Origin of the sequence: Gilliamella sp. B3783 (assembly GCF_026536125.1) — a bacterium.
Lineage (GTDB): Bacteria > Pseudomonadota > Gammaproteobacteria > Enterobacterales > Orbaceae > Gilliamella.
In genome coordinates, this window is the sequence record NZ_JAFNOU010000004.1 from 37,446 (window position 1) to 54,737 (window position 17,292).

At 34.2% G+C, this 17,292-nt stretch carries 14 protein-coding genes; all 14 read left to right on the top strand.

Going from position 1 to position 17,292, the window contains the following annotated elements:
- The first annotated feature begins 70 nt into the window (after positions 1–70).
- Complete coding sequence (locus J3U59_RS04940; protein WP_267333621.1) at positions 71–1,132, top strand: hypothetical protein; 1,062 nt, start codon at positions 71–73, stop codon at positions 1,130–1,132.
- Positions 1,133–1,287: 155 nt separating this feature from the next.
- Positions 1,288–1,494, top strand: coding sequence for a YheU family protein (locus J3U59_RS04945; protein WP_065634209.1), 207 nt, complete (start codon positions 1,288–1,290; stop codon positions 1,492–1,494).
- An 89-nt stretch (positions 1,495–1,583) separates the two neighbouring features.
- The gene (crp, locus tag J3U59_RS04950; protein ID WP_416379580.1) at positions 1,584–2,213 is read left to right on the top strand and encodes a cAMP-activated global transcriptional regulator CRP; all 630 of its coding nucleotides are present in this window, start codon (positions 1,584–1,586) and stop codon (positions 2,211–2,213) included.
- A gap of 62 nt (positions 2,214–2,275) precedes the next feature.
- Positions 2,276–3,007 (top strand): isoprenyl transferase, encoded by a 732-nt coding sequence (locus tag J3U59_RS04955; protein ID WP_267333620.1) that lies wholly within the window; start codon positions 2,276–2,278, stop codon positions 3,005–3,007.
- Positions 3,001–3,843 (top strand): phosphatidate cytidylyltransferase, encoded by an 843-nt coding sequence (locus J3U59_RS04960; protein WP_267333619.1) that lies wholly within the window; start codon positions 3,001–3,003, stop codon positions 3,841–3,843. The genes J3U59_RS04955 and J3U59_RS04960 overlap by 7 nt, the downstream gene beginning before the upstream one ends.
- A gap of 14 nt (positions 3,844–3,857) precedes the next feature.
- On the top strand, positions 3,858–5,174 hold the full coding sequence (rseP, locus tag J3U59_RS04965) for an RIP metalloprotease RseP (protein ID WP_323849497.1): 1,317 nt from the start codon (positions 3,858–3,860) through the stop codon (positions 5,172–5,174).
- 25 nt (positions 5,175–5,199) lie between these two features.
- Complete coding sequence (bamA, locus tag J3U59_RS04970) at positions 5,200–7,623, top strand: outer membrane protein assembly factor BamA (protein ID WP_267333618.1); 2,424 nt, start codon at positions 5,200–5,202, stop codon at positions 7,621–7,623.
- Positions 7,624–7,662: 39 nt separating this feature from the next.
- Positions 7,663–8,151, top strand: coding sequence for an OmpH family outer membrane protein (locus tag J3U59_RS04975; protein ID WP_267333617.1), 489 nt, complete (start codon positions 7,663–7,665; stop codon positions 8,149–8,151).
- Complete coding sequence (gene lpxD / locus J3U59_RS04980; protein ID WP_267333616.1) at positions 8,151–9,179, top strand: UDP-3-O-(3-hydroxymyristoyl)glucosamine N-acyltransferase; 1,029 nt, start codon at positions 8,151–8,153, stop codon at positions 9,177–9,179. The genes J3U59_RS04975 and lpxD overlap by 1 nt, the downstream gene beginning before the upstream one ends.
- A 108-nt stretch (positions 9,180–9,287) precedes the next feature.
- Complete coding sequence (tig, locus tag J3U59_RS04985; protein ID WP_267333615.1) at positions 9,288–10,589, top strand: trigger factor; 1,302 nt, start codon at positions 9,288–9,290, stop codon at positions 10,587–10,589.
- 97 nt (positions 10,590–10,686) lie between these two features.
- A complete protein-coding gene (clpP, locus tag J3U59_RS04990; RefSeq protein ID WP_304364024.1) occupies positions 10,687–11,289 on the top strand; it encodes an ATP-dependent Clp endopeptidase proteolytic subunit ClpP in 603 nt (200 codons plus the stop codon).
- A 21-nt stretch (positions 11,290–11,310) separates the two neighbouring features.
- Positions 11,311–12,576 (top strand): ATP-dependent protease ATP-binding subunit ClpX, encoded by a 1,266-nt coding sequence (clpX, locus tag J3U59_RS04995; RefSeq protein ID WP_267333614.1) that lies wholly within the window; start codon positions 11,311–11,313, stop codon positions 12,574–12,576.
- 195 nt (positions 12,577–12,771) lie between these two features.
- Positions 12,772–15,207: an endopeptidase La gene (lon, locus tag J3U59_RS05000; protein ID WP_267333613.1), complete on the top strand. Its 2,436-nt coding sequence runs from the start codon at positions 12,772–12,774 to the stop codon at positions 15,205–15,207.
- 134 nt (positions 15,208–15,341) lie between these two features.
- Positions 15,342–17,198 (top strand): SurA N-terminal domain-containing protein, encoded by a 1,857-nt coding sequence (locus J3U59_RS05005; RefSeq protein WP_267333612.1) that lies wholly within the window; start codon positions 15,342–15,344, stop codon positions 17,196–17,198.
- Positions 17,199–17,292 lie beyond the last annotated feature (94 nt).

Here is a 17,292-nt window from a genome sequence, read left to right on the forward strand (position 1 = left end):
AACACCAACCAAAGTGGTGTATTTATATAAATACAACATGTTAATTTAGAAATAAAATAGGAAGTTAAACATGAAAAATTTAACGTTAAAAAAAGTCGCATTCGGCTTATTATTAGCTGGTTATGCTTCAAGTAGCGCATTTGCTGCTGTACTAACAACGGAGACAGTAGCGCCAATTCATGGTAATGCGCCAATACTTTCAAAGAAAAGTGGGGATGTAGATCATACTGTGTCCTTAACAATTACAACTGATGCCGCAGGTCTAACACCAATTGGAGATAAAGATCCGGTTAAAATTGGTAACTATTTTAAAATTTCATATAATTTGAAAGATAAAGATGGTGATGTTGATAATAAAAACATTCAAGCAACAGTTACTTTTTTCGTAAGACAAAAAGATGCTACTGGTAACTATGGTGATTGGAAAAAAATCAATGTACTTGAAGGTTTAACATCAACAGCAGGACCAAATGTAAATGGTGTGTCTGAAGGTACAATTATATTCAAGATCAATAGTGAATTTAGTGGTGCTGACCAAGTTGGTTTCACTTTACAAGAACAGACAGAATTTGGTTTACCAAATACGAATAAATGGTTGAACGTATCTGATATCTGGTCAAAAGTGCCACCTGAAGTTGATAATAATCAGCCAACAAAACCTTCAGATGACGAGCATGGTCCTGGTGATGTTCCTCCTGGTATAGGTCCATTCATCGATGATAACTATAGAGTTGGTATTTTCAAATATAATACTGATGGTAATTTAGATTTAACTGTTAACTATACAGTTAAACCTGCGACAGGCGATGCTCCAACACCTAAATATGGCGAAAAATATGGTGCTGTAGTATGGGAAGACACAAACAAGAACAACCTTCCTGATGCAGGTGAGTTAGTGAAAACATCTTCATATGCATACATTTGGACGCTATCTAATGATCCAGCAGCGACAGCTGATTATCAGGATGCTGTAACCACCGAAACTTTAACCGGAACCACAACTACAACAGGTACGAATGATACAATCTATTTAGGTAGTTCAGACGGTACCAAGAATAATAATGAGCTTTATAACACTAAATACAAAGCTGGTGCGCAAGGTTACTTGTTGAAAGTTTCAACAGACAGATAATATTATTCGTATTGAATTAATATAGTTCTGTTTTTTAATAGATTAAAAACCACTCTTAAGAGTGGTTTTTTTATTAGTTTTTTGTTAGTTACTATCTTTATAGCATGTTATTTCTATTATAGAATAAATATCACAATCACTTATTTGATAATATTATGATCATTCCTTGGCAAGAACTAGATTCAAATACGCTGAATAATTTAATTGAATATTTTGTGTTACGTGAAGGTACGGATTACGGTTTGCAAGAAATATCACTTATAGAAAAAGTAGATAATGTTAAATCTCAATTGATTGCGGGAAAAGCGGCAATTTTTTGGTCTGAACTGCACCAAACGATCGACATCAAGCTTGTTAAATAATCACTAAATTCCTTATAGCTTAGTATATAATTTATCGCTCAACTTTGTTATAGTGTGTAAATTGGAAATTGGATTGAGAGGAAGGAATAATGATTGGTAAACAGCACACGGATACAACATTAGAATGGTTTTTATCGCATTGTCATATTCATAAGTATCCCGCCAAAAGCACTCTCATTCATCAAGGCGAAAAAGCAGAAACTCTCTATTACATTGTAAAAGGCTCTGTTGCGGTATTAATTAAAGATGATGAAGGCAATGAGATGATTTTATCTTATTTGAATCAAAATCAATTTTTGGGCGAATTAGGTTTGTTTGAAGAAGGTACAGAACGAAGCGCTTGGGTTAAAGCTAAAACAAGTTGTGAAGTGGCCGAAATTTCTTACAAAAAATTTAAGCAACTTGTTCAAGTCAATCCTGATATTTTAATGCGACTTGCAAGTCAAATGGCAAGCCGTTTACAAGTAACATCAGAAAAAGTGAGTAATTTAGCCTTTCTAGATGTTGCCGGTCGCATTGCTCAAACGCTATTAAATCTAGCCAAACAACCCGATGCAATGACTCATCCCGATGGTATGCAAATCAAAATTACCCGTCAAGAAATAGGTCAAATTGTTGGCTGTTCACGTGAAACTGTTGGTCGAATTTTAAAAATGCTAGAAGACCAACATTTAATATCGGCACATGGTAAAACCATTGTGGTTTATGGAACCCGTTAATTGATGATGGCTATATTTGATCAAAACATTTATAAAAAGCTATATATGGATTGGCATGTCTCATGATTCAACAAAGATCTATTCCCAATCATGTAGCAATTATTATGGACGGCAATGGTCGTTGGGCCCAACAACGAGAGCAGTTACGCGCAGTTGGGCATAGGGCTGGTTTAAAAGCTGTTCGTAAAATTGTCAGTTATGCATCAACCTTAGGTGTTAGAGCTTTGACTTTATATGCATTTAGTAGTGAAAATTGGAAGCGTCCTCAAAATGAAGTTTCAGCATTACTTTCACTTTTTATTTACGCGTTAAATCGTGAAATGAAAAGTCTGCATAATAATAATGTGAAGTTAAATATTATTGGTGATATTTCGCAATTTAATGAACGATTGCAAACTATGATCATTAAAGCGGAACAACTAACAAAAGACAATTCTGGGTTAGTATTGAATATTGCAGCTAATTATGGTGGGCGATGGGATATTATTCAATCAACGAAAAAAATGGTTAAACATGTTTTAGATGGAAAAATCACTTTAGATGATATTACCGAAACATACTTTGCTTCACAAATAAGTATGAACGAATTACCCGATGTCGATCTCGTTATTCGCACTGGCGGTGAGTATCGAATTAGTAATTTTTTGTTATGGCAAATAGCATATTCAGAATTTTATTTTACTGATGTTTTATGGCCGGATTTTGATCAAGCTTTATTTGATAAAGCAATTGATGTTTTTAATACCCGAGAACGACGTTTTGGTGGTATTCAAGCAGAGGAACATTCATGTTAATTCAACGATTATTGGCTGCAATTGCGCTCATTCCACTTGTGTTAATTATACTTTTTTTTGCTCCATTATCCGTTTTTGTTGTTATTATGATGATAATTGGTGGTATCGCTGCATGGGAGTGGGCTCAATTTTTACATATTACTAACCAACAAAATAAATTGTTTTTTGCTCTTCTAATGGTAGTGATATTGGCTGTACTTTATTTTATTCCAATTCCAATTGAATTAAAAATAACACTCTATAGCGTAATATTATCATTATCCATTATTTGGTGGTTAATTGCACTAATTTTAGTTATGACTTATCCCAAAACTGCACATTATTGGTTTAATTCAATTACATTAAAATTACTGTTTGCTTTTTTTACATTAGTGCCTTTTTTCCTTGGTATGGTTGGGTTAAGGTCGGTCAATTATAGTTCAAATTGTTATACAGGAGCGACTTTGTTGTTATATGTATTTGTTCTTGTATGGGCTACCGATACAGGCGCATATTTTGCTGGACGAAGTTTTGGAAAAAGAAAATTGGCACCAAAAGTTTCACCTGGTAAAACAGTAGAAGGATTTATTGGTGGAGTAAGTCTGGCAGTGGTTATTAGTGTTCTTGCTTATTTTTCGAATCTTATTAATATTAAATTTAATGTATTTTTTATTAGTTCATTATTGGCAATTTTGGTTTCAGTATTAGGTGATCTTACTGAAAGTATGTTTAAACGAGAAGCAGGTATAAAAGATAGTGGCAATCTGATACCTGGTCATGGTGGTCTTTTAGATCGAATAGATAGTTTAACAGCTGCGGTGCCTATTTTTACTGTATTATCTTTGCATTTACTATAAAAAGGTTATAGATTTTGCTTTGGTCACTGTTGTTATTTATCATTACTATCAGTATATTAGTGACTATACATGAATTCGGCCACTTTTTTGTAGCTCGTTTATGTGGAGTTCGTGTTGAATGTTTTTCCATTGGATTTGGAAAAAAAATATGGTCGCATAAATTTTCAAGTGGAACTGAATTTGTTATTGCTATGATTCCTCTTGGTGGTTATGTTAGAATGCTAGATGGAAGATCGAAAGAATTAGCAACCATTGATAAAAGCTCGGCTTTTGATAATAAAAAACTATGGCAAAGAGCTGCAATCGTATTTGCAGGTCCTATAGCTAATTTTGTTCTAGCGGCAGTAATTTATTGGGGTATTTTTTTACTTGGTGTGACAGTTTATCCTGTCAAAATTAAAGAAACGATACCCAATACGCCAGCATCGACAATAAATCTACCGGTCGATGCAGAGTTGAAAAAAGTAAATGATATTCAGATAGACAGTTGGAATGATGTAAATCTAGCTCTGATATCGGTTATGGGGCAACATGATGTGTCTTTAACTTACTTAGTATCAACCAAAAATAGTACAGACGAAATTAGAAAAACTGTCGATATTAGCCATTGGCGATTTGATGTAGAGAAAGAATCAGCAATTACAACATTTGGTTTTATTCCTAAAGCGTTGGAAATTTATCCAATTGTGAGTAAAATTGTGCCAGAATCTGCAGCAGAAAAAGCAGGATTACAAATTGGTGATAAAATTATCAGTTATAATAATAAACTTTATACTAATTGGGATGATTTTTCAGCTGAGATAAAAAAAGCAAATAAACTAACATTGAAGGTCGAACGGAAGAATCATGATGTTGAACTGCTTCTTACACCGACCATTCAAAAAAATGGAGAAGGTGTAGCGGGTTTATATCCTTCTTCAAACGCGGTAGTTAAGCAGTATGGTTTTTTTGAAGGATTAGGTAAAGGCATTGAGCAAACAGTATTAACAACAAAATTAACTGTAGGTTCACTTTATCAGCTAGTGACAGGTGTTATTGGGCTTAAGCATTTATCTGGGCCAATAACGATAGCAAAAAGCGCAGGGCAAACAGCAAGTTATGGTTTCACACCTTACTTATACTTTCTTGCTTTTATCAGTATAAGTTTGGGGGTTATCAATCTTGTTCCATTACCAATGCTAGATGGCGGTCACCTTGTCTTATTATTATGTGAAAAGATTAAGGGAAAAGCTTTATCTAATATAACTCAGGAACGATTATTTCGTATAGGGTTTTTATTATTAATGGTAATAATGGGAATTGCACTATTTAATGATGTTTTACGATTGTGATGGGATGAGGTTATAAACATTTACAATGAAAATAAATAAATTACTTATAGCATCTTTGCTGTTTAGTACCACAGCGGTATACAGTTCTAACGCATTTTGTGTTGATGATTTTGTGGTAAAGGATATTAAATTCGAAGGATTACAACGGGTTACTCCGGGAGCGGCATTGCTTGAAATGCCTGTTCAAGTTGGCGATTATGTGAATGAGGCCGATCTAGGGCGTATCATCAAATCACTTTATGCGAGTGGCAATTTTGAAAACATTAGTGTTTCTCGTGATGGTGATCGATTAATTGTTCATGTTCAAGAACGGCCAACTATTGCAAGTATTACTTTTTCTGGTAATAAATCAGTCAAAGATGACATGTTAAAAAAGAATTTAGATAGTTCTGGAATTCGAGAAGGTGAAGCGTTGGATCGTACAATGCTTTCAGGAATAGAAAAAGGGCTAGAAGATTTTTATTATAGTGTCGGTAAATATAACGCAAAAATCAAAGCTGTTGTTACACCATTATCTCGAAATCGTGTTGATCTGAAATTAGTTATTGCAGAAGGAAAATCCGCATTAATCGATCAAATCAATATTGTCGGTGCGAAAGCTTTTTCTTCTGAAGAGCTTATTGCCCGTTTTTCTTTGCGAGATGAAGTTCCTTGGTGGAATATGCTTGGTGATCGTAAATATCAAAAACAAAAATTAGCTAACGATCTAGATGAATTACAAAGTTTTTACCTCAATCGTGGATATGCTCGATTTAATATTGAATCAACTCAAGTAAGTTTAACGCCAGATAAAAAAGGCATTTACGTCACCATTAATATTCATGAAGGTGAGCAGTACAAACTATCAGGCCTTGATTTTAAAGGCAATTTCGCTGGTCATAAAGATGCTATTGCTAAAATAGCAAAAGAAAACGTAACAATTGGTGAGCTGTATAACGGCAAAAAAATTACCGATGTTGAAGATAATATTAAACGTTTACTTGCTAATTTTGGTTATGCCTATCCTCGAGTGGCTATCCAACCAGAGATGGATGATGCCAACCATCAGGTCAAATTAACTGTCATGGTTGATGTAGGCCAACGTTATTATGTTCGTAATATTAAAATCGTTGGTAACACTGTTACTAGTGAGAGTGTTGTTCGTCGTGAACTTCGTCAAATGGAAGGGGCTTGGTTAAGTAACGGTTTGGTGGAACTAGGTAAAGATCGATTAAATCGACTTGGCTTTTTTGATACAGTCGAAGCCAACACTGAACGTGTTCCGGGCGTTGATGATCAAGTTGATATCATTTATAAAGTGAGTGAACGCAATACGGGTAGTATCAAATTTGGTGTTGGTATTGGCTCAGATAGTGGAATAAGTTTCAATGCTGGTATTTCACAAGATAACTGGTTAGGTACAGGTAACAGTGTATCGTTTGATGTGAATACTACAGATACTGACAAAACTGCATCTATCTCAATTGTTGACCCGTATTTTACGGTGGATGGTGTCAGTTTAGGTGGAAGTATTTATTATAATACTTATAAAGCTGATGATGATAAAGATGAATCAGAATATTCGAGTAAAACATGGGGAGCCTCAGCTAATTTAGGTTTTCCAATTAGTGAGAATAATTTTGTTCGTTTTGGTACTGAATACGCAAATCATAAGCTATCAGATATGAAAGCCCAATATGGTATGTGGCGATATTTTGATAAAATGGGCGAAAAAACAAAAGATAAACACTCTATATCGTTTGATACCAATGACTTATTATTAAATGCATATTGGACTTATAATTCGTTAGATCGTGGTTTCTTCCCGACTGATGGTTTAAAAATAACCTCTAATGCTAAAATTTCTGCACCAGTATTTGATAACCGTTTTTACAAGCTAGTTACTGATGCATCGTATTATTTACCATTTGATTCTGAACATCATTGGGTCTTTTTAACTCGTGGCCGTTTAGGTTATGGTAATGGTCTTGGCGGTAAAGAATTACCATTTTATGAGAACTTCTATGCTGGTGGTTCAACAGTACTTCGTGGTTTTAAATCAAATACCGTTGGTCCTAAGGCTGTATATTTCAATAACAGTAAAGGCTGTAGTGGTTTAGATGATACAAGTACATGTACAAGGTCTAAAGATGCGGTTGGTGGTAATGCTATTGCTTTTGCTAGTACTGAATTAATAGTGCCAACACCATTCATTGGTGAAAAATATGTAGATAATGTTCGTACCTCTGTATTTTTTGATGCTGGTACAGTATGGGATACCGAATGGGACTTTAAAGGACATAATATTCCGGATTATAGCTCTCCATCTGATATAAGAATGTCAGCAGGTTTAGCTGTGCAATGGATGTCCCCTTTAGGACCATTAGTCTTTTCTTATGCACAGCCGTTTAAAAAATATAATGGAGACTCGGCTCAACAGTTCCAGTTTAATATAGGATCGACATGGTAATGCCATGTCAAAATTAATAAATAGACATAGGTGATAAAAGTGAAAAAAATTATTTCAGTTCTAGGTATAAGTGCTGCATTATTGTTTACAGGTATGGCAAATGCAGAAGTGAAAATTGGTGTGGTTGATGTTATGTCAGTTTTACAAAAAATGCCACAACGAGAAACAGTAGGTAAAGCATTAGATAAGGAATTTGAAGCAAGAGCTAAATCTCTGCAAGACGAAGAAAAGAAAGCAGGAGATGCTGCTGCTCGTCTCAAAAAAGATGGTCTGACTTTATCTGCTTCTGAAAAAACTAAATTAAACAAAACAATTTCTGATTTTGAAAACAAAGCTAAAGCATTTTCAGCTGATTATCGTAAACGTGAAACAGAAGAAGCCGGCAAATTATTAACTAAAATTCAAGAAGCGGTTAAAGACATTGTTACTACTGAAAAGTACGATATCATTTTAAAAGCTGAAGCGACATTATCAGCATCAGATGCTGTAGATATCACAAATAAAGTATTGGAAAAGGTTAGTAAATAATGTCAGCTTTTTGTTTAAAACAACTAGCTCAACAGCTTGATGCGAAGTTACATGGTGATGGTGAATTATCCATCACCGGTATTGCTTCAATGCAAAGTGCAAAATCAGGACAAATTACTTTTTTGTCTGATAAAAAATTGCAAAGTAACTTATTAGAATGTAAAGCTTCTGCTGTTGTGATGACAGAGGATAGTCTTGAATATTGGAAGGGTGCTGCTCTAATTGTCAAAAATCCCTATCTCGCTTATGCAAAATTAGCTCAGTTACTTGACAGTACACCTGTACCCGCTGAAGGTATAGCAACGACTGCTGTAATAGATCCAACAGCAAAATTAGGTACTAATATTTCGATTGGTGCAAATGCTGTTATCGAAAGTGGTGTTGTACTTGGTGATAATTGCATTATTGGTCCTGGTTGTTTTATAGGAAAAAATACGACGATTGGCTCAGGGACAAAATTATGGGCTAATATCTCTGTATATCATAATTGTATAATTGGTGATAATTGTTTAATTCAATCCGGTACCGTCATTGGTGCAGATGGATTTGGATACGCTAATGATCGCGGTAAATGGATTAAAATCCCACAATTAGGTCGGGTTATCATTGGTAACAATGTAGAAATTGGTGCTTCAACAACAATTGATCGTGGTGCACTCGATGATACAGTAATTGGTGATGGCGTGATTATCGATAACCAATGCCAAATTGCGCATAATGATGTAATCGGTGATCATACTGCGGTCGCTGGTGGCGTTATTATGGCGGGAAGTTTAACTATTGGTCGTCACTGTATGATTGGTGGAGCGAGCGTCATTAACGGGCATATGGAAATATGTGATCAAGTTACCGTAACAGGAATGGGAATGGTTATGCGCCCTATTAAAGAGCCTGGCGTTTACTCATCAGGGATCCCATTACAAGAAAATAAAGTATGGCGAAAAACCGCTTCATTGGTATTACATATTGATGAAATGAATAAACGTTTGAAAGCGCTTGAGAAGAAACTATTAAATGTCTCGACGTAGGCGATTACGGTCGGTATAATGCTTGCCTATTTTATCAATTTTTTTAGCTCAATTATTAAGTTAAACTAATTTTGAGCAGATATTATTTAATAATTTTGAGGTATGAAGATGCAAGTTTCGGTAGAAACAACACAAGGTTTAGGTCGACGTTTATCAATTACAATTAAAGCAGAAGACATTAAAAAAGCGGTTGATAAAGAACTCATTAATACTGCAAAAAAAGTACGTATTGATGGCTTTCGTAAAGGAAAAGTACCTTTAAAAATTGTTGAGCAGCGTTATGGGGCTTCTATTTTACAAGATGCATTAAGTGATTTAATGCAACGAAATTTTGTTGATGCAATTATTCAAGAAAAAATCAATCCAGCTGGCGCACCAACTTATTCTCCTACTCAGTTTAAAGAAGGACAAGATTATACTTATACGGTTGAATTTGAAGTTTATCCGGATGTTAAAATTAAAGATTTAGATAAAATTGAAGTTGAAAAACCTGTCGCTGAAGTAAATGATGCTGATATTGATACAATGATCGAGACTTTACGTAAACAACAAGGCACTTGGAAAGAGGTAGATCAATCTGCACAAGAACAAAATCGCGTTACTTTAGATTTTGTTGGTCAAGTTGATGGTAGTGAATTTGAAGGTGGAAAAGCGGATAATTTTACTCTAGTTTTAGGTCAAGGCCGTATGATTCCTGGCTTTGAAGATGCAATTGTTGGTCATAAAGCTGGTGATAAATTTGATATTAACGTCACTTTCCCTCAAGACTATCATGCTGAAAACTTAAAAGGTAAACCGGCTGTTTTTGCTGCGACCTTAAACAAAGTTGAAGAGCTAGAACTACCTGAATTAAATAAAGACGTTATCAAACGATTTGGTATTGCTGATGGTACTGTTGAAAGTTTACGTGCAGAAGTGCGTAAAAATATGTTACGTGAGCTTAATGCAACTATTCGTAACAAAATAAAAGCTCAAGTCATTGATGGTTTAGTTAAAAATAATGAAATTGATGTTCCTAATGCCTTAATTGAGCGCGAAATTGATGTATTACGCCAACAAGCAGTCTCTCGCTTTGGTGGTAATGTGAAACAAGCAATGGAATTACCTAAAGAACTTTTTGAAGCAGAAGCGAAACGTCGCGTATCGGTGGGATTACTATTTGGTGAAATCATTGAAAGTAATAAACTTAAAGCTGATGAAACACGAGTGAAATCATTAATTGATGAAATTGCAACAGCTTATGAAGATCCAAAAGAAGTCATAGAATATTATCATAAAGATAAAAAAGCTATGGATAATCTTCGTTCTGTAGCATTAGAAGATCAAGTTGTTGATTTATTATTAGCTAGCGCTAAAGTAACAGATAAAAATTACTCATTTTCTGAATTAATGAATCAACAAGTAGCTTAGTTTTTTTTATTATCTGTTTCATTTAATCAAAAAGATCACTTTAGAGCCCAAATAAGGATTGTCTGTTTGGGCTATTTTGTTTAATTAGGAGATGAAAATGCCTTTAGAACCATATATGAGCGTTATTCCAATGGTTGTTGAACAAAGCTCGCGAGGAGAAAGAGCTTACGACATATACTCACGATTATTGAAAGAACGCGTTATATTTTTAACTGGTCAAGTTGAAGATAATATGGCGAATTTAATTATTGCTCAGATGTTATTTCTAGAAGCTGAAAATCCCGAAAAAGATATTTATTTATATATTAATTCACCTGGTGGTGTCGTCACAGCAGGCATGGCTATTTACGATACAATGCAATTTATCAAACCAGATGTAAGCACTATTTGTTTGGGACAAGCATGTTCAATGGGGTCACTACTACTGACTGCTGGCACTAAAGGTAAACGTTACTGCTTACCTAATGCTCGGGTTATGATTCATCAACCATTAGGTGGTTTTCAAGGACAAGCTTCCGATATTCAAATTCATGCTCAGGAAATTTTACAGGTAAAAAGTCGGTTGAATAGTATTTTAGCCAAGCATACCGGTCAAGATATCAGCGTGATAGAAAAAGATACCGATCGTGATAACTTTATGTCTGCCGAAAAAGCAGTTGAATATGGATTAGTTGATGCCATATACAGTAAACGATCATAATAAATAAATTAGGTGGTAAAAGTGAATAAAGAAAGTTCTGAAAAATTACTCTATTGTACTTTTTGTGGGAAAAGTGAACATGAAGTTCGTAAATTAATTGCTGGTCCATCATCTATTTATATTTGTAACGAATGCATAGGATTATGTAATGATATCTTAAAAGAAGAAACTAAAAGCTTCCTTTCTCATGAAGAGTTTATTAGCAAACCTTTACCAACTCCACATGAAATTCGAAAACATCTTGATGAATATGTGATTGGTCAAGATCGAGCGAAAAAGGTTTTATCCGTTGCTGTTTATAATCACTATAAGCGCTTACGTAATCATGCTAGTCGTAATGATGTTGAATTAGGTAAAAGTAATATTCTATTAATCGGGCCAACTGGTAGTGGTAAAACATTATTAGCTGAAACGTTAGCGCGTTTTTTAGATGTTCCTTTCGCTATGGCTGATGCAACAACGCTAACTGAAGCTGGTTATGTCGGTGAAGATGTTGAAAATATCATTCAAAAGTTATTACAAAATTGTGACTATGATGTTGAAAAAGCTCAACGTGGAATTATTTATGTTGATGAAATCGATAAGATTTCTCGAAAATCTGATAATCCATCTATCACTCGAGATGTATCTGGTGAAGGCGTTCAACAAGCACTTTTAAAAATTATTGAAGGAACTATTGCTTCGGTTCCACCTAAAGGTGGGCGTAAACATCCGCAGCAGGAATTTTTACAAGTTGATACTTCTAAAATTTTATTCATTTGTGGTGGCGCATTTAGTGGTTTAGATAAAGTTATCGAAAATCGAGTTTCTACTAACACCGGCATAGGTTTTGGCGCTGATGTTAAAAGTACTAAAAATAAAGCAACAGAATCCGAATTATTGGCGCAAATCGAATCGGAAGATTTAGTCAAATTTGGTTTGATTCCAGAATTTATTGGACGATTACCAGTGATTGGCACATTGTCTGAACTGGATAAAGAGGCTTTAATTAGTATATTGACTGAACCGAAAAATGCATTAACAAAACAGTTTGAAACACTTTTTGATTTAGATGGTGTTGAACTTGAATTCACTCCAGAGGCATTAGCTGCTATTGCAACTAAAGCTTTAAAACGAAAAACTGGAGCACGAGGCTTGCGTTCAATTGTTGAAAATATTTTGTTAGATACTATGTATGACTTACCATCAAACAAAAATATTAAAAAAGTGATAGTTGAAAAAGAAACAGTTGAACAGTCTCAAACGCCAAGTTTAGTATACCGAGATAATGTTGAGCTTTCAGCATAATTTTAGATATGCTTGTTAGTTTTTGACTCACAAGCATTAGTTCAAATAGTTTAGGTATAATTACGTATAGATCGTATAGATATTGTCAAGATGTTTCAGGAATAGTATGTATTTAAATCATAAATAATAGACTTGAATATCTAAAAACGACCCCAATATCAACATAATAGGTTTTGTACTATTAGAGAGAATAAAATGAAAACAAAACAAACTAACCAAATGATTATGCCTATTTTACCATTACGTGATGTCGTTGTTTTTCCACATATGGTAATCCCTCTCTTTGTTGGTCGTAATAAATCAATACGTTGTCTTGAAAGTGCAATGGAAATGGACAAACAAGTTTTTCTTGTAACCCAAAAAAATCCTTCACAAGATGATCCTGAGATTGATGATTTATATGAAATTGGTACTGTAGCAAATATTTTGCAATTACTTCAACTGCCTGATGGCACTGTAAAAGTATTAGTTGAAGGCGTCGAAAGAGCGAAAATTGTTGATATTGTTGAACAAAAAGAAGATGATTTTTTCGTTGCTAGTATTCAACCATTGCATGAAAAAAATAAAGATAGTGATTTAAATGAAGCTTTAATGCGGGTAGTACTTTCTAATTTTGATGATTATGCAAAACTGAATAAAAAAGTCACACAAGAAGTTGTCGATTCAATTCGATTAATCAAAGAGCCTTCTCAACTTGCTGATTCAATTGCAGCTACGCTATTTTTAAAAGTTGAACAAAAACAAGAGTTACTTGTTACCGCTAATTTAGAAAAGCGTTTTGAATTGCTTATCTCATTGATGGAAGCGGAAATTGATTTATTACAAGTTGAAAAAAATATCCGCCAGCGCGTTAAACAGCAAATGGAAAAAGCGCAAAAAGAGTATTATCTTAACGAACAGATCAAAGCAATCCATAAAGAATTGGGTGATATTGATAATAAACCTGATGAATATGAAGAACTAAAAGAGAAAATTACTAAGGCAAAGATGCCTCAAGAAGCGACCGAAAAAGCATTAGCGGAGCTTAATAAACTCAAAATGATGCCGGCAATGTCTGCTGAAGCAACAGTGGTTCGTGGTTATATTGACTGGATGATACAGATTCCGTGGCATAAACGTTCGAAAGTCAAAAAAGATATTGAAGCAGCACAGAAAGTTTTGGATAAAGATCATTATGGTTTAGAGCGAGTTAAAGACCGTATTTTAGAGTACTTAGCCGTACAAGGACGAGTTAATAAGGTCAAAGGTCCAATTTTATGTTTAGTTGGTCCTCCAGGGGTAGGTAAAACATCGTTAGGTCAATCTATTGCTAAAGCAACAGGTCGTCAATATGTACGTATGGCTCTTGGTGGTGTTCGTGACGAAGCCGAGATTCGTGGTCATAGACGTACTTATATTGGTTCTATGCCAGGTAAATTGATACAACGTATGGTTAAGGTCGGTGTCAAAAATCCGTTATTTTTACTTGATGAAATTGATAAAATGGCATCAGATATGCGGGGTGATCCTGCTTCTGCATTATTAGAAGTGCTTGATCCAGAACAAAATAATGCATTTAGTGATCACTACTTAGAAGTTGATTATGACTTGTCGGATGTGATGTTTGTTGCTACGGCGAATTCAATGAATATTCCTGCTCCTTTATTAGATAGGATGGAAGTCATTCGTCTATCAGGCTATACCGAAGACGAAAAATTGAATATTGCAAAGCAGCATTTAATTTCGAAACAGATTGAAAATAATGGATTAAAATCAAAAGAAATAGAGATTGATGATTCAGCGATTATCGGCATTATTCGTTATTATACTCGAGAGGCTGGTGTACGTAGTTTAGAACGAGAAATTGCCAAAATTTGCCGTAAAGTGGTTAAGCAATTAGCCTTAAACAGTAAGTTGAAAAAAGTAACTATTACGCAAGATAATTTGAAGGATTTCTTAGGTATTCAACGGTTTGATTACGGTAAAACTGACAACGAAAATCGCGTAGGGCAAGTTATTGGTCTTGCTTGGACAGAAGTTGGTGGTGATTTATTGACAATTGAATCGGTGAGTGTTCCTGGTAAAGGAAAACTAACATACACAGGCTCGTTAGGTGATGTTATGCAAGAGTCTATCCAAACGGCATTGACGGTGGTACGTTCTCGAGCAGAAAAATTAGGTATTAATAGCGATTTTTACGAAAAACGCGATATACATGTACATGTTCCTGATGGTGCGACACCAAAGGATGGACCAAGTGCTGGTATTGCCATGTGTACATCATTAATTTCGACACTAACGGGTAATCCTGTCCGGTCAGATGTTGCCATGACAGGTGAAATAACTTTACGTGGTGAAGTGTTACCTATTGGTGGACTAAAAGAGAAATTACTGGCAGCACATCGCGGTGGCATTAAAACAGTAATTATACCAAAGGATAATGTTAAAGATTTAGAGGAAATACCTGATAATGTAAAATCAGAAGTTGATATCAGACCTGTTCAATGGATTGATGACGTGATCACCATTGCATTACAAAATAATCCATTTGGTATCGAACCACTGAAAAAAAACATTAAATTAAAACCCTCTTCAAAAAAGGCTACAAAAGTAGTGAAAACTAAAATTCCTACACATGCCCGATTGAATTAATCATCCTTAAAATTAAAAAGATCAACTGATGTTGATCTTTTTTTTTATCTCGGATAATTCCGATAATAGCCAATTTAACTAAATATGCTATACTTGCCAAATTAAAACTTAAGGTGTATGGAGAAAAGCAAGAAATGATGGATACAATCCGTAAAGCGGCAAATAATATTGTCGTTAAGATTATTTTTGCAATCATTATTTTATCTTTTATATTTACAGGGATTGGTTTTTTTGGGTTTGGTGGTAGTAACAAAGCTAACGATGCTACACTATATATTGCAAAAGTTGATGGAGAAGGTATTAGTCGAGCTGAATTTGAAGCACGCGCAAAAGAAGTTACCTCAACGTCAATGGGTGATCCTGCATTTATTAAACAACTTCGTCGGAACGTATTTTATTCTGAAATTACCAACTATTTAGCCTATAAATTTTCTCAACAACTTGGTGCAAATATAAGTAATGACCAAGTAAAAGAGTTTATAAGACAGCAAAGAGTATTTTTTGACAATGGTAAATTTAGTAATGAAAAATATTTAGACCTCTTAGCTGCCAATGGTTACACACCAGATACTTATGGTGAAGGTATAAGATCATCTTTACAACAACAACAAGTCATAGACGCTCTAATCAATTCGAGTTTTGTTTTACCTGTGGACTCAGAAATTTCTAAATTGAAGGAGCAAACTCGAACCATTTATACAGCAGCGATTAATCCCAATATTGTTAATCTCGATGATGTGAAAATTACGTTAGAGGATGAGCAAAAATATTATGACGAACACCAAAGTGAATTTTATAAAAAAGAGAGAGTGAAATTTAATTATATTTTAAATGAAGAATATCAATATAATAAAAAAATTCATGTCAGTGGTGATGAGGTAAAACAAGAATTTAATAACAATATTAAAGATTATACTTTTCCTGCAAAAAAATCTTATAGTGTAATTTATATCAAAGATAAACATGAGGCTGATGATATTGTTAATGAATTAGCATCAGGTAGCAATTTTGAAAGTATTGCTAAAACTGTTAATCAAGATAATGCATCTCCATATGGTAAAAATGGTTCATTAGGTTGGTTTGTTGATGATGATTCTTTACCACAGGCATTTAAAGATGCACATTTGGATACAATAGGGCAAATATCTAATCCTATTGCTGTTGATGAAGGATATCTTATTGTCAAATTAGATGATATTCAACCCGCTAAAGCAATGGATTTTGATTATGCTAAGTCTATTATCGAATCAAAACTTAAGAATTCGAAAATAAAAAATGCATTTGAAACTGTAGAACAGAAAATCCAAGCTGCAGTTAACAAAAATCCTAATTCATTAGAATTGATTGCTAAAGAATCTGATTTACCACTATTTAATTCTGATTGGGCTTATTTTAATGATGTATCAACTATTTTACGTTATCCTGAAGTTAGAGATGTTGCTTTTAGTGATGAAATGATAGTTGATGGTAAAGTAACAGGTAAAGTGTCTGAAATGATAACCGTCGGACAAGGTTTAGATTTGTCTGATTTTGTCATTCAGGTGGTTGATTATCGACCAGAAGGTATTGCACCTTTTGATGAAGTTAAAGATGAAATTAATAAAAAATTACATCAAGATATTGCCAATAGTCGTTTTCAAGCTACTGTTAATAGCACAATGGAACAATTAAATAATAAAGGTAGTTCGGCAAATGTGCAATTTTCCAAAAATTATACTCTACATCGTAATGACAATGATCTCGATGCGCGTGTTATAAATATGGTGTTTGATCTGGTACCTTCAACAACATCTAAACGCGTGTATGGCGTAGAATATTTGAATGATAAAAGCGCAACAGTTGTTGTGTTAACGGGTGTTAATACCCCTAGCGAATCGAAAGATATATCATCAGAATTATTACCATTATTCATGAATAATACCTATTATTATTTAGCTGAAGATATCCGTTCTAAAGCTAAAATCGAAATAATGCCGGATGCAAATTTGTGATGTAGTTCGTAAAATTACAGAAAATTTGTTTAATTTAGAAAAGTCACTTAGGTGACTTTTCTCATTTTTTAAATGATTAACGCCATATAGTTTT

Coding starts and splice junctions, on each gene's coding strand:
- bamA (WP_267333618.1), top strand. CDS start 5,200: ATGAAAATAAATAAATTACTTATAGCATCTTTGCTGTTTAGTACCACA.
- J3U59_RS04960 (WP_267333619.1), top strand. CDS start 3,001: ATGTTAATTCAACGATTATTGGCTGCAATTGCGCTCATTCCACTTGTG.
- lon (WP_267333613.1), top strand. CDS start 12,772: ATGAAAACAAAACAAACTAACCAAATGATTATGCCTATTTTACCATTA.
- J3U59_RS04940 (WP_267333621.1), top strand. CDS start 71: ATGAAAAATTTAACGTTAAAAAAAGTCGCATTCGGCTTATTATTAGCT.
- tig (WP_267333615.1), top strand. CDS start 9,288: ATGCAAGTTTCGGTAGAAACAACACAAGGTTTAGGTCGACGTTTATCA.
- J3U59_RS04955 (WP_267333620.1), top strand. CDS start 2,276: ATGATTCAACAAAGATCTATTCCCAATCATGTAGCAATTATTATGGAC.
- J3U59_RS04945 (WP_065634209.1), top strand. CDS start 1,288: ATGATCATTCCTTGGCAAGAACTAGATTCAAATACGCTGAATAATTTA.
- lpxD (WP_267333616.1), top strand. CDS start 8,151: ATGTCAGCTTTTTGTTTAAAACAACTAGCTCAACAGCTTGATGCGAAG.
- clpP (WP_304364024.1), top strand. CDS start 10,687: ATGCCTTTAGAACCATATATGAGCGTTATTCCAATGGTTGTTGAACAA.
- crp (WP_416379580.1), top strand. CDS start 1,584: ATGATTGGTAAACAGCACACGGATACAACATTAGAATGGTTTTTATCG.
- J3U59_RS05005 (WP_267333612.1), top strand. CDS start 15,342: ATGATGGATACAATCCGTAAAGCGGCAAATAATATTGTCGTTAAGATT.